Genomic DNA, 17,060 nt, shown 5'->3' with positions numbered 1-17,060 from the left:
GCCCCGCCCGCGCTAGGCCGTTTGTATGGCAAAACTGTATTTTCACTATTCCACAATGAACGCGGGGAAATCGACGCTGCTTTTGCAGGCGTCGTACAATTACCGCGAACGTGGGATGCAAACCTATCTTTTGACTGCGGAAATTGACGGTCGCGCAGGTTCATCGATTATCGGCAGTCGGATCGGCATCAACGCCAAGGCCGACACTTACAATCCGCGCTCTGACTTGTTCAAGATGCTAAGCCGGAGACAGAAAAAAGGGCCTGTCGCATGCGTGTTTATCGACGAGGCGCAATTCCTGACCAAGGATCAGGTTTGGCAACTGGCGCGTGCCGTGGATGATCTGAAACTGCCAATCATGTGCTACGGGCTGCGTGTCGATTTCCGCGGCGAGCTTTTCCCCGGATCAGCCGCCCTTCTTGCTCTGGCTGATGAGATGCGCGAAGCTCGGACCATCTGCTTTTGTGGAAAAAAGGCAACGATGGTCGTGCGTCAGGACGAGGACGGCAACGCTATGGCGGAAGGCGAACAGGTGCAGATCGGCGGAAATGAAACCTATGTTTCGCTGTGCCGCAAACACTGGCGCGAGGCCGTCGGCGATCGTTTGACCAAGCCTTAACCCAGGCTATTCGGTGGCGTCTCGCTTGCAATCCATGCATTCAGATTCGCCACTGCCATAAGCCCCATGTCAATCCGGACCTCAAGCGCGGCCGTCCCTAAATGAGGAAATAAGGTAACGTTTTCAAGCGCTTTCAAGGCATCGGGCACGATCGGCTCGCGTTCGTAGACATCAAGCCCGGCGCCCGCAATCCGACCCGCTTGTAAAGCAGCGATCAGTGCCGCCTCGTCAATCACGTCCCCTCTGGCGATGTTCACAAGGACACTGTGAGGCTGCATTTTCGCAAGCAAATCCGCATTCACAAGGTGCCGTGTTTCGGGCGTAGCAGGAACGGCCAGAACAATGACGTCAGCCGTTGAACAGACTTCGGCCAATGTCTCAAGTTGCCGCGCCGGCACACCAAAATCCGACACCTTTGAGCGGTTGAAAAACACCACATCCATGTCGAAACCAAGCCCCGCACGCTTGGCAATTGCCTTGCCGATCCGACCCATCCCGACGATTCCGATCGTCTTGCCCGTAACATGCATGCCCAAAAGCTGGGTCGGATGCCAACCCTCCCATGTGCCTGCTCGCACGGATCGTTCACCTTCACCCGCACGTCTGCAGGTCATCAACATAAGCGTCATCGCAATATCGGCCGTCGCATCCGTGACAGCACCGGGCGTATTCGTCACCAACATCCCGGCTTCGCGCGCGGCGGCAACATTGATGTGGTTATACCCCACGCCAAAATTTGCGAGTATTTTGCATTTTGTATCAGACGCTTCGCGAATGACTTCGTCCGACAACGGATCCCCTAGGGTCGGCAAAATCGCATCATACTTGCCCAAAGCATCCGTCATCTCGCTCGGTGTCAAAGGCAGCGTTTCCCGCCGAACATCGACGTCGAAGCCCGCGTCGACGGCGGCGAGGACGGCGTCCGGGAGCGGGCGGGTAATCAGAAGCCTCTTCATCAGTACATCCGTGCGCCGACGGGCACGTCCATATCGGGTTTCAGCAAGACAACTTCACCGTCCTCATCCGGCACACCAAGTACCAAAACTTCCGACATGAACTTGCCGATCTGGCGGGGAGCAAAATTGACCACAGCCAACACCTTGCGCCCGGGCAGCGTCTCGACATCGTAGTGCCGCACGATCTGGGCCGAGCTTTTGCGCTCGCCAATCTCCGGACCGAAATCAAGATACAGCTTGATCGCAGGCTTGCGCGCCTCGGGAAACGGCTCGGCACGCAAGATTTCGCCAACCCGAATATCGACCTTCATGAAGTCCTCAAATTCAAGCGTCATACCCCAAGCTCCCGACTGCGGTCTGCGGCGGCCGCCACGGCGCGTTTCATCAAGGATGGAAACCCTGTTTCCGGATCCATCAACACCTCAAGTGCGGCCTGCGTCGTGCCGTTTGGGCTTGTCACGTTTATCCTCAGTTGCGTGGCGCTCTCGTCCGAGGACGCAGCCAAGGCTCCTGCTCCGGCAACTGTCGCCACGGCCAGTTCCATGGCCATTTCGTCCGACAGCCCTTGCTCCACACCCGCCGCTGCCAGCGCTTCGATCATGTGAAACACATAAGCCGGACCCGAGCCAGAGACGCCCGTGACCGCATCGATCTGATCTTCGCTCTCAAGCGCAACCGTTTTTCCGACCGCCGACAAAAGTGCCCGCGACAATTCAAGTCGCGCATCGCTGACATGCGCGTTGCGGCAATACGCCGTAATGCCCTGACCAATGGCAGCGGGCGTGTTTGGCATGGCGCGTACGACTGGCGTCTTGGCCCCGAACGCCTCCTCGAAGGCCGAGATCTTCGTGCCTGCGGCAATCGACAACAGCACGGTTTCGCCATTTCCATATGCCTTGATGGCCGGCAAAGCATCGCCCATCATTTGCGGCTTAACCGCTATGATTACAATCGACGGGTCCTTTGGAAGCACCCCGTTCACGTGCACGCCTCGCGCGGCGGCCCACATCGGAGCGTTAGGGTCAATCACATGAACACAGCTAGGGGGCAGCCCTCGGGTCAACCAGCCTTCCAGCATTGCGCCCCCCATCTTGCCACAACCAAGCAGAATCAATCCCCGCTGGGGCAAATCGCCGAAGTCCATGCACTCTCTCCCGTTTTGACCTTGAATACGGCAAAGGATCAGGCAGGAACAACCGCCTTTGAAGCCCCGCGCGCGGCACGTTCATTCTTCTTAAGTTCTTCAAGCACAAACTTTCCGAGAAACGCGCACCAAAAAAAACCGGGCCGCGCTGGCGACCCGGTCTCTTTGCTTGGTCCACTGGCCAGGGGGATTGACCGGTTTACACGTGAACCCAAGCAGTCTTGCCCCTGAAATCAGGCCGTGCCGTAGGCCTCGGCGATTGCCATGTTCATCGCCTCGGCGGGCGTCTCATCGCCCCATGCCACCAGTTGAAACGCCGGATAGAAGCGTTCGGCTGACAAGACGGCAGCACGGATCATGGTGTCGATTTGTTCAGGACCGGCCATCTGTCCACCTGCAAGAACGAGGCCATACCGCCACACCATGAGTTTTTGCGCTGCCCAATAGGAGAAAGCCCCCGCCCAGCACATGTCATTCGTCGCATTCAAAGTCTCATACAGCGCCCCCAGCTTCTCTTTCGGCGGGTCCATGTCGAACGTACAAATAAGCCGCAACGTCTCGTCATGAGACGACCACGCCAATGTGATGGAATACGTCCGCCACTGGCCTTCGACCGCCATTGCAATCTGATCGTCGGCGACGCGATCGAAGTCCCATTCGTGGTGTTCAGCCAGGTGTTCGACAATGTCGATTGGATGGAGTTCGTCTGTGGAAAAATATTGCTCGGAAAGTGACATTCGCGGCCTCATCTGCTCTGGCTGCGTGGCGTCTTCCGGCCACCACAGCTTGGTGCCTGCTCAAGGTACGGTGGATTAACCCACCATCCTTACGATATATGGTGTGCGCTATGGCAGAATCTGTAAAGGACTTTTTTGCGAAATAGCCGTGGATAAACCGCTATGCGGAGAATTTTCTGGGGATAACTCTGTCGAGGAATCAAAACGGGCGGCCAGGTGGCCACCCGTCATTCAAGGCATCCTCGATCCATCAAGACATGCCGAATGGAACGTTCAGGACTTGCCCGCACCTTCCAGTGCATCAAGCCGCGCCTTCAGCGCCTCGTTTTCTTCTCGCGCTTTTTGCGCCATGGCGCGCACGGCATCGAATTCTTCGCGGGTAACGAAATCGCGGTCGGCCAACCAGCGATCCACAAGCCCTTTCACGGCGGTTTCTGCCTCGTCGCGAGCCCCTTGAGCAACGCCCATGGCGTTCGTCATCAACTGCGATAAATCGTCTACAATCTTGTTGCGCGTCTGCATGGTGCCTCCGGGAAATGACTATGTGTCTCTATATGGGCAACACCTGCGCAATCGCAAGGTTGACGTCCCCGCCGTCCGCTGCCACTTCGTAAAAATCATGTTGCTCGCGATCCCGTTTCCAGACCTGTCACCAACGCTGATCGAAATCCCTCTGGGCCCGATCACCTTGCCTATTCGCTGGTATGCACTGGCCTATATCGCGGGGATCATCCTCGGGGTTTGGATGGCAGGCCGTGCTTTGGCCAGACCTACGATCTGGCAAAACGAAACACCCGCCATGACCAAAGAGCGGCTGGAAGATTTCACGACGTGGCTCATCATCGGCATCATTCTCGGAGGTCGGCTTGGCTACGTGCTGTTCTACGAACCTGTCTATTTCATTGAGAATCCTGGGGATATCTTGCGCGTCTGGACAGGTGGAATGGCCTTTCATGGCGGCTTCCTCGGCGTTCTTTTCGCGGGCCTGATCTTCGCGCGAAGACACAGCATTCCGATTCCCAAACTGGCCGACCTCGCCGCACTTTGCGCCCCGCCTGGCATTCTATTCGGACGTGTCGCTAACTTCATCAACGCCGAGCTTTGGGGCCGCCCGACAGACGCGCCATGGGCGGTGATTTTCCCCGGAGCGCGCGCTCAGGACTGCCCCGGCGTTGAGGGCGCTTGCGCCCGGCACCCATCGCAACTTTATGAAGCCGGATTGGAAGGCCTCGTGCTTGGAGTTGTCCTGATCTATCTTGCATTCGCACGCGGATGGCTAAAAACACCCGGCGCAATCTGTGGGCTTTTCCTCGCAGGCTATGGTGCCGCGCGCTTTTTCGTGGAGTTTTTTCGCGTCGCCGATGAACAATATATCACGCCGGAGAACCCTTTGGGCCGCGTGCTGTTTGTTGGCGATTTCGGACTGTCTATGGGTCAACTTTTGTCGACGCCGATGATCCTCGTGGGTCTGGTCTTCATTGTACTTGCCCGCCGCCGCGCATGACCCTGCTGGCCGACCGTCTTGCTCAGTTGATCCGGCAGAACGGGCCTTTGACCGTGGCTGATTACATGCGCCAGTGCTTGCTTGATCCGAACTTCGGATATTACACGACCCGCGAGCCCTTCGGCGCCCAAGGTGATTTTATCACCGCGCCCGAAATCAGCCAGATGTTCGGAGAGTTGATCGGCCTTGCACTGGCACAGACATGGCTCGATCAAGGTGCGCCAAACCCTTGCGCTCTTGTCGAACTTGGTCCCGGACGGGGCACGCTGATGTCCGATATCTTGCGTGCGACAAAGGGCGTGCCGGGATTTCTCGATGCTATCGATGTCCATCTGGTCGAAGCCTCACCAGCACTTCGCGCTATTCAAGAACAGACGATTACCACCAGGATTCACCATCACGATACGGTAGCGACGCTTCCGGACACGCCGATCCTGCTGGTCGCAAACGAGTTCTTTGATGCGCTGCCGGTGCGCCAATACGTCCGCAGCGGAAATGGCTGGAGAGAGCGCGTAATCGGCCTTGTCGATGGAGCACTGGCTTTTGGGCTTGCCGATCTTTCACACCCGCCCGTTTTGAAGCCGCGCCTGAGCGATACTACAGACGGTGACCTCATCGAGGTCTGCCCGTCAGCCGCTGCCATAGTCCGCGATATCGACTCGCGGATCGCGCAACATGGGGGCGTTGCCTATGTCATCGACTACGGCGACTGGCGGTCCTTGGGTGACACGCTCCAGGCGGTCCGCGCGCACAATAGGGAACCGATTCTTGAACGTCCCGGTTTAGCGGACCTGACAACCCACGTGGACTTCGAGGCCCTGTCGACTGCCGCAACGGGAACCAAAAAGTCACGTCTTTGCCCACAAGGTGTCTTCCTTGAAAGACTTGGCATCGCCGACCGCGCCCGCGCTCTTGCGCGGAACCTCGCAGGTGCGGCCCTCGATCAGCACATTGCCGCACATCGGCGCTTGACGCACCCCGACGAAATGGGAACCCTGTTCAAAGTGATGACCTTGTCGCCGATTGATGCCCCCCTCCCACCGGGAATGACCACGTGACGCTGGAAATACTGACATCGGATATGATCGCTCCAGTACAGCACGGGTTTTTTACCCGCCGTGGCGGCGCATCCTCCGGAGTATTCTCAGGCTTGAACTGTGGACAGGGCTCATCCGACCAGACCGAGATCGTGAGGATCAATCGAGCGCGCGTGGCCGCAGCGATGGGTGTCGAACCCGACCAATTAGCAACGGTCCATCAGATACACTCGGTAATTGTCGCGACGATCACCAATGCATCTGACACAAGAGGCATACAGGCGGACGCCATGGTCACGGCGACACCGGGACTGTGCCTGTCGGTTCTGACCGCGGACTGCCAGCCTGTCCTGTTCGCAGACACCAATGCGGGCGTCATCGGGGGGGCTCATGCTGGCTGGAAAGGCGCACTGAACGGCGTCTTGGAAGCCACTATAGAAGCCATGGTGGCACTCGGCGCAAGAACTGAGAATATCCGCGCAGCGATCGGGCCGTCTATCTCTCAGGCCGCATACGAAGTCGGCCCGGAGTTCTTTGAAACGTTCCTAGATGAAGCCCCCGAAAACAGCCGCTTCTTTGCGGGCGGAGATGGTAATCGGATGCACTTTGACCTGCCCGCCTATGGGCTGCACCGAATGCGCAAGGCAGGCTTGCGTGACGTCGAATGGATTCGGCATTGCACGTATGCCGATCCCGACCGCTTTTATTCCTATCGTCGCAGCGTTCACTCACAAGAAGCAGACTACGGTCGGCTGATCTCGGCGATCAGACTTTAACAATCGGTCCCAAACTACCCTGAATCTGCCACGCGATTGCCCCATTGCAGGCTGACACTGTTTTCAAATCAGCGGCGTCTGCGCATCGCTGACATAAGACGGAGACGGAACAATGAAAACCAAACCACGTTGGATGAAAAGCGTGATCGCAACTGCCGAGCAATGTGCCGTTTCGGTTTCATCGCGCGACCAGAAGATCACTGCCAAACCCAACCCTCGGCCAATACCATCCAAACACTCCTGACCCGGTTTGCGCCCAAAATGTGGCGCGGGCCTCGCACGACCCACAAATAACAAGACCGCTGCCAAAAGGTTGAAACATGAGCTATACACCGCCGACGCTGCCGCCATTTCCCGGAGAGACCCCTACACGCCGCGTCCACTCGGAAGCGCGCTGGACAGCCCGTCGGATCACCCGACCACGTTCGCAGTCCTTGTCGACCAAGCTCACGCGGCGCTTCGAGGTTGAGTGGCTGGCGGAAAACGGCATCCAGTCCGCGGTGCGCGTCGCGCCCGCGCTACCGGTCTTCGAGCAGGCCTTTGGTGCATTTGCACACGGCATTCTGGTTCAGACCACTCAAGGCCCTGTCGCCGTAGAAGATCTTGCTCCGGGTACGATGCTTGAATGCGCCGGCGGCCACACTGCACAGCTGTTATGGAAAGGCGCGATTACGCTTGTTCCCGGTGCGCCGTCCATGTCCGAATTGCCTGATCGCCTTTATCGGGTGATGCCAGATGCCTTCGGTCTTGGGCGTCCATCCCAAGATCAGACGTTTGGCCCCCACGCTCGCCGCTTCAACCGCGATCCGAAAGTGCGGGCAGCACTTGGTGCAGATACCGCTCTCGTGCCGCTCTCTGCCGCTGCCGACGGGATGTCCGTCATTGAAGTGAACCCGGTTGCTGCGACACGCGTTTACCATTTGGCTTGCGAGAAACACGAAACGATCTTCGCCGCCGGCATGGAGGTTGAAACCTATCACCCGGGGCCGGACGCGGCTCTGTCGCTATCAGACGAAATGATGCAGCATTTTCTGATGTTCTTTCCGTATATCCGCAATATTCGCGATTTCGGACGCCTGACGGCACCCAGAATATCGGCTGCGGAACTGGCGGCTATCGGCTAGGCCTTCTGGGCCAGTCGCTCTTCCAGAATATCAAACGGCACGCCCGGTGCGTCTTTCGCATCGCGGATCACCAGAGATGTCTTCACGCTTGCGACATTCGGTGCCGATGTGAGGGATTCCGTCAGGAATCTCTGAAATGTCGACAGGTCCGGCGCGACACACTTCAGGACGAAATCCACCTCTCCATTCAGCATGTGGCACTCACGCACCAGGGACCATCCCTTGCATAAATTCTCGAAGGCGACCAAGTCCGCCTCGGCCTGGCTTTGAAGACCGACCATGGCGAAAACCTGCACTTCAAACCCAAGCGAGCGCGCATCGACCGCCGCGTGATAGCCCTTGATAAAGCCCTGCTCTTCAAGCGTGCGCACACGTCGCAGACACGGCGGAGCGGAAATCCCGACACGCGACGCCAACTCGACATTGGTCATACGGCCATCGGCCTGAAGCTCGGCTAAGATCTTGCGATCAATTGGATCGAGTTTGACGCCGGGCATAGCCCCTCCTGATTTTCCATTATTTAGGCGCATACACGCCCTGTACGCAATAATATTTCAAAAGTGAGTAATTTTTTTAAAGGATACGGTCAAGGCGGTCAACTGTGTGCGATGCCTCTTTCGGTCTTCTGCCTGCACGTTTATATCGTTCGTGGTGCCATTCAAAGGGGATAGACATGGGCGATCAAAAGCACAGCCGCGTTCTGATTATCGGGTCCGGACCAGCGGGTTATACCGCTGCCGTATACGCCAGCCGCGCCATGTTGGAACCCGTTCTGGTACAGGGAATTCAGCCCGGCGGGCAATTGACGATTACGACCGAGGTCGAGAACTGGCCTGGCGACATCGAAGTGCAAGGGCCTGACCTTATGGTGCGCATGGAAGCGCATGCGAAAAGCGTTGGCACCGAGATTATTTCTGACCACATTCAGTCGCTTGACCTGTCAAAACGTCCCTTCACAGCCATCGGCGACAGTGGAACAACTTACAAGGCTGAAGCGATCATTCTGGCAACTGGCGCGCAGGCAAAATGGTTGGGCTTGCCGTCCGAGGAGCACTTCAAAGGCTTCGGCGTCTCGGCCTGCGCAACTTGCGACGGCTTCTTTTATCGTGGCCAGGAAGTTGCGGTGGTTGGTGGCGGCAACACAGCCGTAGAAGAAACGCTATTTCTCACGAACTTTGCTTCCAAGGTCACGCTCATTCATCGGCGGGATTCACTTCGCGCCGAGAAAATTCTTCAACACCGCCTATTCAAGAACCCGAAAATCGAGGTCATCTGGGATCACGAGATTGAAGAAGTCGTCGGTGCTAGCGACCCCCGCGGCGTTGAAGGCCTGCGCTTGAAACACGCGAAAACCGGCGAAATCAAAGAGATATCGGTTAGCGGCTTCTTCGTGGCGATTGGCCATGCGCCATCGTCCGAACTGGTAAAGGATCAATTGGAACTTCACAGCGGCGGGTATGTCGTGACAAAGCCGGACTCAACTGCCACGTCGATCCCCGGCGTTTACGCGGCGGGAGACATCACCGATCACGTTTACCGTCAGGCCGTTACATCCGCAGGCATGGGTTGCATGGCCGCGCTTGAAGTCGAGCGCTTCCTTGCCGAGCAAGGCGAAGACGAGACCGCCAACGCCGGCGAAAGCGTTCCTGCAGAGTAGCTTGGGTCAAAAGCAGGCGTCTTGGACCCTCGGCTTGTCATTCCGCTGATAAATTTTCGAAGATTAATGAAATCAAAACCGATTTGAAATTAATTGCTGACTTAACTTGAATTCGACGAACTCAAAGCGCTAGGTGCGCCCAGTCGGTTCTTTGGCAAAGCGAAAACATGCAAATCCCAAACCATGTCCCCGTACCCGAACTCTATGTTTCTTACGAAAGCGCGCAAAAGCTGAAGGCTGACGCAGGCGACATGCCTTCGTGGGACTTATCCCCCCGCCAGATTTGCGATCTTGAACTGCTAATGAATGGCGGTTTCAACCCGCTGAAGGGTTTCCTGAGCGAGGACGATTACAACAGTGTCGTCGACAACATGCGGCTTGCCGATGGCACGCTATGGCCCATGCCGATTACACTGGATGTCAGCCAGTCCTTTGCGGACAGTCTAGACGTCGGACAAGACATCGCCCTGCGCGATCAGGAAGGCGTCATTCTTGCTATTTTGTCGGTAAGTGATCGTTGGACGCCAGATAAATCTCGCGAGGCCGCGCAGGTTTTCGGCGCCGACGACAGCGCACATCCGGCTGTGAATTATCTGCATAACACTGCGGGGCCAGTCTATTTGGGCGGCGCGATCACGGGTATTCAACAGCCTGTTCACTATGACTTCAAAATGCGACGCGACACCCCGAACGAATTGCGCGCGTACTTCCGCAAACTCGGGTGGCGCCGCATTGTTGCTTTTCAGACCCGCAACCCCCTGCATCGCGCGCATCAAGAACTGACGTTCCGCGCCGCAAAGGAAGCACAGGCAAACCTTCTTATCCATCCGGTCGTCGGCCTGACAAAGCCCGGTGATGTGGATCATTTCACTCGTGTGCGGTGCTATGAGGCTGTGCTAGACAAATACCCGGCGGCCACAACGACGATGAGCCTTCTGAACCTGGCCATGCGAATGGCCGGGCCGCGTGAAGCGGTGTGGCATGGGCTGATCCGTCGCAATCATGGTTGCACCCACATGATCATCGGGCGCGACCACGCAGGCCCCGGAAAGAACTCGGCCGGCGCCGATTTCTATGGGCCCTACGACGCGCAAGACCTTTTCCGAACCCATGAGAGCGAAATCGGCATCGAAATGGTCGACTTCAAGCACATGGTCTATGTTCAGGAACGTGCACAATACGAAGCTGCCGACGAGGTGGCCGATGGCTCAACCGTTCTAAACATATCGGGGACCGAATTGCGCCGTCGCCTGCGCGAAGGTCTTGAGATTCCAGAGTGGTTCTCGTTCCCGGAGGTAGTCGAACAACTGCGCCGCCGCTATCCACCCCGCGCGCAGCAGGGCTTTACCGTCTTTTTCACCGGGCTGTCCGGTTCGGGAAAATCAACCGTGGCGAACGCGCTTATGGTCAAGCTGATGGAAATGGGTGGGCGCCCTGTGACGCTGTTGGACGGCGATATTGTGCGTAAGAACCTGTCGTCCGAGCTTGGCTTTTCCAAGGAGCATCGCGACCTCAACATCCGCCGCATTGGCTATGTCGCCAGTGAAATCACCAAGAACGGCGGTATCGCAATTTGCGCTCCGATTGCGCCCTATGAAACAACGCGCCGCGCGGTGCGCGAAGACGTCGAAACCTTCGGGGCCTTTGTTGAGGTGCATATCTCGACACGCCTTGAGGAATGCGAACGGCGCGACCGCAAGGGGCTCTATAAACTGGCCCGCGAAGGAAAAATTAAGGAATTCACCGGCATTTCAGACCCCTATGACGAGCCAGTGAACCCCGAACTTCGCCTGGATACCGAGAACTCTGAGGTCGACCACTGCGCCCATCAGGTTCTCTTGAAGCTTGAACAGATGGGCTTGGTGGCCGGCTAAATCGTCCCGTCGGGTGCAGTGATCGTGTCACGCACCATTTGCCAACAGTCTTCGGATGTTGCCACAATCAGACGGCCCTCTCGTTGAGTTGGGCGATACGGTTCACCGGTCAGCAGGCGCGCGATCCCGCCTGCTTCTTCGACAATCAGGCAACCCGCCGCGTGGTCCCAGGGGTTCAACACGGGCGAAACGCAGAAATCGACGATGCCGCGCGACAAAAGCCGGTACTCGTGCGCCGAGCATCGAAGGGCGTCGGTCTTGTGGAAATCAGCAAGTCGCGAAAACAGTCTCTGCCGTTCATCGCCATGAAAGAGATAGCTATGCACATAGCCCGTCGCCATGGCAGCTTTTGGCGCGCCGGCTTGTGAATATTGCAGGCGTGTTTCCGTCCCGTCGGCCTTTGCAAGACGCGCGCCCTGCCCGCGCGTTGCAATCGCCCAGTCATCACCGAGCGGATCGTAGATCATGCCCCAAACGGTTTCACCATTGTGGGAAATCGAGAGAATAACCGCGAAGGTCGCCAGTCCATTCGCAAAATTCCAAGTCCCATCCACGGGGTCAATAATCAGGCAGGTGCTGTGGTCGATTGCGTCCCGCACTTTGGCGTCTGCAGAAACAGCTTCTTCTCCAACCACGACCACATCCGGCAGGAGCGTGGCCGCAACCTCGGCCAGGCGACGCTCGGCTTCCCGGTCCGCGACCGTAACCAGATCGTCCATCCGTGACTTCGTTGCAATGTCCCCTTCGTTGAGGGATCTGAAACGCGGCAAGATTTCTTCGGCGGCGATCTGTCGGACTGCGGTAATCAGCTTTGACTCTGTCGTGGGCGACATGATCATGCCGCAAGCCCTCGCCCTTTCAACAAAGCTTCCGGCCCCGGCATCTTGCCGCGAAATGCTTCATAAAGCTCGGCTGCGTCTCTGGAGCCACCAGCGGAGAGGACATATTCCTCCAATCTTGCAGCAACGCCCGCGTCAAACGGGTCGCCCGCTTCGCGGAAGGCGTCGAAGGCATCGGCATCCATAACCTCGGACCACATATAGCTATAATATCCGCTGGAGTAGCCGTCGCCGGCAAACACATGCGCGAAATGCGGCGTTGCGTGACGCATCGCAATAGCGGACGGCATCCCTATACGGTCAAGGACTTCTGCCTGTCGCTGCATCGGATCAGTTGCCGGCTCGCCTTGATGAAAATCGAGGTCCACAAGCGCAGATGCAACGTATTCGACCGTCTGAAAACCCATGTCATAGGTTCCCGCAGCCAAAAGTCGCTCAAGCATCTCGCCAGGCATCGGCTCGCCCGTTTCAGCGTGAGTTGCAAATTCTGACAAGACTTCAGGGACTTCAAGCCAATGCTCAAAAAGTTGACTTGGCAGCTCGACGAAATCGCGCGCAACACTGGTGCCGGAGATCGTTTCGTAAGTGACGTCGCTCAGCATCTGGTGCAGGGCGTGCCCGAATTCGTGAAACAGCGTGCGCGCATCGTCGTAGCTGAGCAACGCAGGACGTCCTTGGGGCGGTTTTGCAAAATTGCAGACATTAATGACGACAGGCGCGACGTGCCCACCGAGTTTCCGTTGCGATCTAAGGGCCGAACACCACGCGCCGGACCGTTTCGAGCTTCGGGCGAAATAGTCGCCGATAAATACCGCCAAATGCTCGCCATTTCGAAGAATTTCCCACGCGCGCGAATCGGGATGATTGAGCGCAGCGTCTTTAAGCGGACGTGCTTCAATCCCAAAGAGGCGGTTCGCACACGCAAAGGCGGCCTCGATCATCCGGTCAAGCTGAAGGTATGGCTTCAGTTCACTTTCATCCAGATCGTGTTCTGCGGAACGGCGCTTTTCGCTGTAGTATCGCCAATCCCATGGCTGCAAATCGTCGTCAATTCCATCGGCTTGAAGCATTGCACGGAGGAGCTTTGCATCGAGCAAAGCGCTCTCGCGCGCGGGGGCCCAGACCTGCATCAACAAGTCCTGCGCAGCTTTTGGTTCCTTCGCCATTTCCGTCTCAAGCTTGAACGAGGCGAAATCCGCATACCCCAACAGATGCGCACGTTCAGAGCGCAGCCTCAACGTCTCGGCCACCCGCGCGCGATTGTCGGTCTCTCCGCCATTCGCGCAGCGTGACGTCCACGCGCGCCAAGCCCTTTCGCGCAACTCGCGTCGGGGGGAAAACTGCAAGAAGGGCACAATCAACGATCGAGACAATGTGATAACCGGACCGGATCGGTCTTTCTCAGAACCTGCAGCCGTTGCGGCATCTACCAGAAAATCGGGCAGTCCAATAAGGTCACTATCCGCAAGATCCATCACCCAACTGCGCTCTTCTGCAACAATGTTCTGTGTGAACTCAGTGCCAAGCGTCGCAAGTCGAGATTTCACTTCGGCCAGACGATCGCTTTCCGCCCCCTCAAGCCGTGCCCCTGCCCGAATGAAACTGCGGTGCGTCAGCATCAGGACGCGGTGCCGTTCTTCCGTCAACTCCAGCGAGTCCTTTGCTGCCCAGATGGCTTCGACGCGCTGAAAAAGTGCGCGATTGCGCGTAATTTCGGACGAGTACTCCGAAATTAGCGGCGAAAAACTGCGCTGAAGCGCCTCACGTTTTGGGTTCGCATCAGTCCCCGCGAGATTATAAAACACAGACAGCACGCGGCCCAGCGTCTCATCCGCCAGTTCAAGCGCTTCAATGGTGTTTTCAAAGCTGGGTTCATCCGGATTTTCAGCAATTGCCGCGATATTTGCGCGCGATTCTTTAAGTGCGGCCATCAAAGCCGGCTCGAAATCTTCGTCCGATATCACATCGAAGGGTGGCAAGGCGAAGGGTGTAGACCACTCGGCCAGAAGGGGGTTTGGCATTTTGACTCCTATCGGGTGTAGCCTGACGAATGGACATAATGATAGCTGTCACGCCGCGCCAGTGTTCTCACTTTTATTACCGCAAATCTTGCAGTCGTCCCGCCGATTGGCGCCAATGATCCGTGTTTCTGCAAAGAGAGCATCATAGATCAAAATCCGGCCCAAGAGCGTCTCGCCCGCGCCCGCAAGGAGCTTGATCGCCTCTACCGCCATCATGGATCCGATAACGCCCGGAAGCGGCCCCAGAACACCACCTTCGGCACAGGATGGTGCAAGACCTGCCGCCGGCGCCTCTGGGAAAACACAGGCATAGCAAGGCCCATCTCGCGACGGATCAAATAGGCTAATCTGTCCTTCCCATTGGGTAATAGCCGCCGAAATCAGCGGGACTGTCAAAGTGACCGCGGTTTCGTTGACCAGATACCGTGTTTCAGCATTGTCGGAGCCGTCCAAAATCAGATCGTATTCCGAAAAGAGATCCTGCGCGATTTCCGGCGTCAAGCGACGCTGATAGGGGCGTACTTCCACGAATGGGTTTTGCGCGCGCATGGCCTGCTCGGCGGAAAACACTTTCGGCATACCGATCCGCTCATCAGTGTGGATAACTTGGCGTTGCAAGTTGGAATTCTCGACCACGTCGTCATCAATCACGCCGATGGTGCCAACGCCAGCCGCGGCTAGGTATTGCAGCGCGGGGGAGCCCAGACCACCCGCGCCAACCACCAAGACACGTGCAGCCTTTAGCCGTTTCTGACCCGGACCCCCGATTTCGCGCAGGACAATATGGCGCGCGTTGCGCTCAAGTTCGGAACTGGTAGGGGCTTCTGTCGATTTCGGCTGATTTTCAAGGCGAACGCGGCTTCGGAGTTTCTTCAAGGCAATGGAATAAAGCCACGCGATACCCACAAGAAAACCGAGCGATACCCATTCGTTTATGGTCCCGCCCAGAGCGTCGCGCAAAGGGTGGCCATCCGGGAATACCGTGTGGACCAGCAGAACACCAACGTACAAAAGCACGATCATCAGGAACCGTGCATTGGTCGGCATACGTAGCATGTGTCCGATGCCCCAAAGCATTGCAGCCAATGCAAGAACCAGCGTCATCAGCTCTGCCCCGTCGAGCCAAAGCCACCTGAACCACGTAGCGTCTCGCTCAGAGTTTCAACGTTTTCGAAACGTGCCTGAACGACGGGAGCTATGACCATCTGCGCAATGCGATCACCATTCGAGATCCGGAAGTCGACCTGACCAAGGTTCACTAGAATAACTCCGACGGGCCCCCGATAATCGGCGTCTATCGTCCCCGGAGAGTTCACGAGACTAACGCCATGCGTCAGCGCCAAGCCCGAACGCGGACGTATCTGTGCCTCATAGCCTTCCGGCAAAGCCATCGAAAAGCCAGTAGGAACCAGCGCACGAGCGCCGGGTTCCAGAACGATTCCCCCCCGGCTTTTCAGTGGGAAATTTGCACGAATATCCGCTCCGGCCGCGTCTGCCGTTTCATAGCGCGGCAGGGCCACGTCAGCATCGAAGCCTTCAAGCCTCTGGATTTCCACGACGACATGCATATCACGTAAGTGCCTCGGCAATCCTTTGTGCCAAGCGACGTGCGACGTCATCTTTCGTGGCACGCGGCCAGCTTTCCGCACCGTTCGCATCAATGACGGTCACGGCATTCTCACTGCCACCCATGATTCCGGTTCCTTCAGAAACATCATTCGCCACAATCCAATCACACCCCTTACGCTCGCGTTTGCGCGTGGCATTTTCGACGATGTTATCTGTTTCAGCAGCAAACCCTACAACAAGTTCTGGGCGACCCTCGCTCATCTGCGAAACAGTCGCCAAAATATCCGGGTTTTCGGTTAGCGTCAGCGACGGAGGACCCTCGCCCTTCGCTTTCTTGATTTTTCCCGTCGCCGCTTCGCTCATCCGCCAATCCGCGACGGCGGCGGCAAAAACGCCGATGTCTGCGGGCAAGGCCGATGTCACCGCATTCAGCATCTCTTGCGCGGTTTCGACCTTTACGACGGTGACGCCCAATGGCGGCGGTGTGATTGCCGGACCGGTGATGAAGGTCACGCGCGCGCCCAAGCCCGCCAAAGCTGTTGCAATCGCATTACCCTGTTGGCCGGACGATCTGTTTGCGATGTATCGAACGGGATCAATCGGCTCGTGCGTCGGTCCCGAGGTGACAATTGCGTGGCGGCCCGCAAGAGGCCCATCTACCAGTAGCGCTTCGATCTGCGCGTAAATTTCCAACGGCTCGGCCATACGGCCCGGTCCGAATTCACCGCAGGCCATATCGCCTTCATTCGGGCCAATTCGGTGAATGCCGTCTGCTTGCAGAGTGGTGATGTTGCGCTGATTTGAAGGGTGAAGCCACATGCGCACGTTCATCGCGGGAGCGACGAGAACCGGCGTGTCGGTTGCGAGCAGAAGTGTGGAGGCCAGATCGTCGGCTTGTCCTGTTGCCATCTTCGCCATCAAATCCGCCGTGGCGGGCGCGACAACGACCAAATCAGCCGACCGACTAAGCTCGATGTGCCCCATCTCTGCTTCGTCTGTCAGATCGAACAGATCCGTATAAACCTTGTTTCCCGCCAGCGCCGAGACAGACAGCGGCGTCACGAATTGCTGGGCTGCGCGTGTCAGAACCGGTGTCACCTGGCCGCCCTCACGTTTGATCTGGCGGATCAGCTCCAGCGATTTATAGGCCGCTATGCCGCCACCGACGATCAGAAGAATACGTTTGCCTTGTACCATCTGCGC

General features: G+C 57.3%; 19 protein-coding genes. 7 read left to right on the top strand and 12 right to left on the bottom strand.

Annotated elements, in window-relative coordinates; all coding sequences use genetic code 11:
* Window positions 1–25: 25 nt before the first annotated feature.
* Window positions 26–619, top strand: coding sequence for a thymidine kinase (locus BOA8489_RS13475; RefSeq protein WP_093974630.1), 594 nt, complete (start codon window positions 26–28; stop codon window positions 617–619).
* Here BOA8489_RS13475 and BOA8489_RS13470 read toward each other — a convergent pair.
* The 5 genes from BOA8489_RS13470 to BOA8489_RS13450 form a co-directional block, all read right to left on the bottom strand.
* Window positions 616–1,575 carry a 2-hydroxyacid dehydrogenase gene (locus BOA8489_RS13470; protein WP_093974628.1) on the bottom strand — a complete coding sequence of 320 codons (960 nt, stop codon included), beginning with the start codon at window positions 1,573–1,575 and terminating at the stop codon, window positions 616–618. The two genes, BOA8489_RS13475 and BOA8489_RS13470, sit on opposite strands and share 4 nt — an antisense overlap.
* Complete coding sequence (locus tag BOA8489_RS13465; RefSeq protein WP_093974626.1) at window positions 1,575–1,910, bottom strand: tRNA-binding protein; 336 nt, start codon at window positions 1,908–1,910, stop codon at window positions 1,575–1,577. Before BOA8489_RS13465 ends, BOA8489_RS13470 begins: the two co-directional genes overlap by 1 nt.
* Window positions 1,907–2,719, bottom strand: coding sequence for a pyrroline-5-carboxylate reductase (gene proC / locus BOA8489_RS13460; protein ID WP_093974624.1), 813 nt, complete (start codon window positions 2,717–2,719; stop codon window positions 1,907–1,909). Before proC ends, BOA8489_RS13465 begins: the two co-directional genes overlap by 4 nt.
* Before the next feature lie 233 nt (window positions 2,720–2,952).
* Window positions 2,953–3,456 carry a type III secretion system chaperone family protein gene (locus BOA8489_RS13455; protein WP_093974622.1) on the bottom strand — a complete coding sequence of 168 codons (504 nt, stop codon included), beginning with the start codon at window positions 3,454–3,456 and terminating at the stop codon, window positions 2,953–2,955.
* 273 nt (window positions 3,457–3,729) lie between these two features.
* Window positions 3,730–3,978 (bottom strand): accessory factor UbiK family protein, encoded by a 249-nt coding sequence (locus BOA8489_RS13450; protein ID WP_093974620.1) that lies wholly within the window; start codon window positions 3,976–3,978, stop codon window positions 3,730–3,732.
* Between the two features lie 97 nt (window positions 3,979–4,075).
* Here BOA8489_RS13450 and lgt point away from each other — a divergent pair, with 97 nt between their 5' ends.
* Genes lgt through pgeF form a run of 3 tightly spaced genes read left to right on the top strand, consistent with a single transcriptional unit; the run spans window position 4,076 to window position 6,773 of the window.
* The gene (lgt, locus tag BOA8489_RS13445) at window positions 4,076–4,960 is read left to right on the top strand and encodes a prolipoprotein diacylglyceryl transferase (RefSeq protein WP_176440309.1); all 885 of its coding nucleotides are present in this window, start codon (window positions 4,076–4,078) and stop codon (window positions 4,958–4,960) included.
* The gene (locus BOA8489_RS13440) at window positions 4,957–6,018 is read left to right on the top strand and encodes a class I SAM-dependent methyltransferase (RefSeq protein WP_093974617.1); all 1,062 of its coding nucleotides are present in this window, start codon (window positions 4,957–4,959) and stop codon (window positions 6,016–6,018) included. The genes lgt and BOA8489_RS13440 overlap by 4 nt, the downstream gene beginning before the upstream one ends.
* On the top strand, window positions 6,015–6,773 hold the full coding sequence (gene pgeF, locus BOA8489_RS13435) for a peptidoglycan editing factor PgeF (RefSeq protein ID WP_093974615.1): 759 nt from the start codon (window positions 6,015–6,017) through the stop codon (window positions 6,771–6,773). Before BOA8489_RS13440 ends, pgeF begins: the two co-directional genes overlap by 4 nt.
* Before the next feature lie 63 nt (window positions 6,774–6,836).
* Here the strand turns inward: pgeF and BOA8489_RS20485 are convergent, their stop codons facing one another.
* A complete protein-coding gene (locus BOA8489_RS20485; RefSeq protein ID WP_176440303.1) occupies window positions 6,837–6,980 on the bottom strand; it encodes a hypothetical protein in 144 nt (47 codons plus the stop codon).
* Between the two features lie 113 nt (window positions 6,981–7,093).
* On the opposite strand from BOA8489_RS20485, the gene BOA8489_RS13430 reads away from it, so the two are divergent.
* Entirely contained in the window at window positions 7,094–7,897 is an 804-nt protein-coding gene (locus BOA8489_RS13430) for a Hint domain-containing protein (RefSeq protein ID WP_093974613.1), read from the top strand.
* On the opposite strand, the gene BOA8489_RS13425 is transcribed toward BOA8489_RS13430, so the two are convergent.
* A complete protein-coding gene (locus BOA8489_RS13425) occupies window positions 7,894–8,394 on the bottom strand; it encodes an Lrp/AsnC family transcriptional regulator (RefSeq protein WP_093974610.1) in 501 nt (166 codons plus the stop codon). The genes BOA8489_RS13430 and BOA8489_RS13425 overlap by 4 nt on opposite strands.
* A 176-nt stretch (window positions 8,395–8,570) precedes the next feature.
* On the opposite strand from BOA8489_RS13425, the gene trxB reads away from it, so the two are divergent.
* Both trxB and BOA8489_RS13415 read left to right on the top strand, forming a co-directional pair.
* The gene (trxB, locus tag BOA8489_RS13420; protein WP_093974608.1) at window positions 8,571–9,554 is read left to right on the top strand and encodes a thioredoxin-disulfide reductase; all 984 of its coding nucleotides are present in this window, start codon (window positions 8,571–8,573) and stop codon (window positions 9,552–9,554) included.
* A 167-nt stretch (window positions 9,555–9,721) separates the two neighbouring features.
* On the top strand, window positions 9,722–11,428 hold the full coding sequence (locus tag BOA8489_RS13415; RefSeq protein ID WP_093974606.1) for a bifunctional sulfate adenylyltransferase/adenylylsulfate kinase: 1,707 nt from the start codon (window positions 9,722–9,724) through the stop codon (window positions 11,426–11,428).
* Here BOA8489_RS13415 and BOA8489_RS13410 read toward each other — a convergent pair.
* From BOA8489_RS13410 to coaBC, 5 genes are read right to left on the bottom strand one after another with little or no spacing between them, the layout of a single operon-like run.
* Entirely contained in the window at window positions 11,425–12,261 is an 837-nt protein-coding gene (locus BOA8489_RS13410; protein ID WP_176440302.1) for an inositol monophosphatase family protein, read from the bottom strand. The genes BOA8489_RS13415 and BOA8489_RS13410 overlap by 4 nt on opposite strands.
* Window positions 12,262–12,263: 2 nt before the next feature.
* Window positions 12,264–14,288 carry a M3 family metallopeptidase gene (locus BOA8489_RS13405; RefSeq protein WP_093974602.1) on the bottom strand — a complete coding sequence of 675 codons (2,025 nt, stop codon included), beginning with the start codon at window positions 14,286–14,288 and terminating at the stop codon, window positions 12,264–12,266.
* 48 nt (window positions 14,289–14,336) lie between these two features.
* A complete protein-coding gene (locus tag BOA8489_RS13400; RefSeq protein ID WP_093974600.1) occupies window positions 14,337–15,392 on the bottom strand; it encodes a HesA/MoeB/ThiF family protein in 1,056 nt (351 codons plus the stop codon).
* Entirely contained in the window at window positions 15,392–15,856 is a 465-nt protein-coding gene (dut, locus tag BOA8489_RS13395) for a dUTP diphosphatase (protein ID WP_093974598.1), read from the bottom strand. Before dut ends, BOA8489_RS13400 begins: the two co-directional genes overlap by 1 nt.
* A gap of 1 nt (window position 15,857) precedes the next feature.
* Window positions 15,858–17,054, bottom strand: coding sequence for a bifunctional phosphopantothenoylcysteine decarboxylase/phosphopantothenate--cysteine ligase CoaBC (gene coaBC, locus BOA8489_RS13390; RefSeq protein WP_093974596.1), 1,197 nt, complete (start codon window positions 17,052–17,054; stop codon window positions 15,858–15,860).
* Between the last annotated feature and the right edge of the window lie 6 nt (window positions 17,055–17,060).

Origin of the sequence: Boseongicola aestuarii, from assembly GCF_900184815.1 — a bacterium.
GTDB lineage: Bacteria > Pseudomonadota > Alphaproteobacteria > Rhodobacterales > Rhodobacteraceae > Boseongicola > Boseongicola aestuarii.
This window is presented reverse-complemented; position numbering and strand designations above follow the sequence as displayed.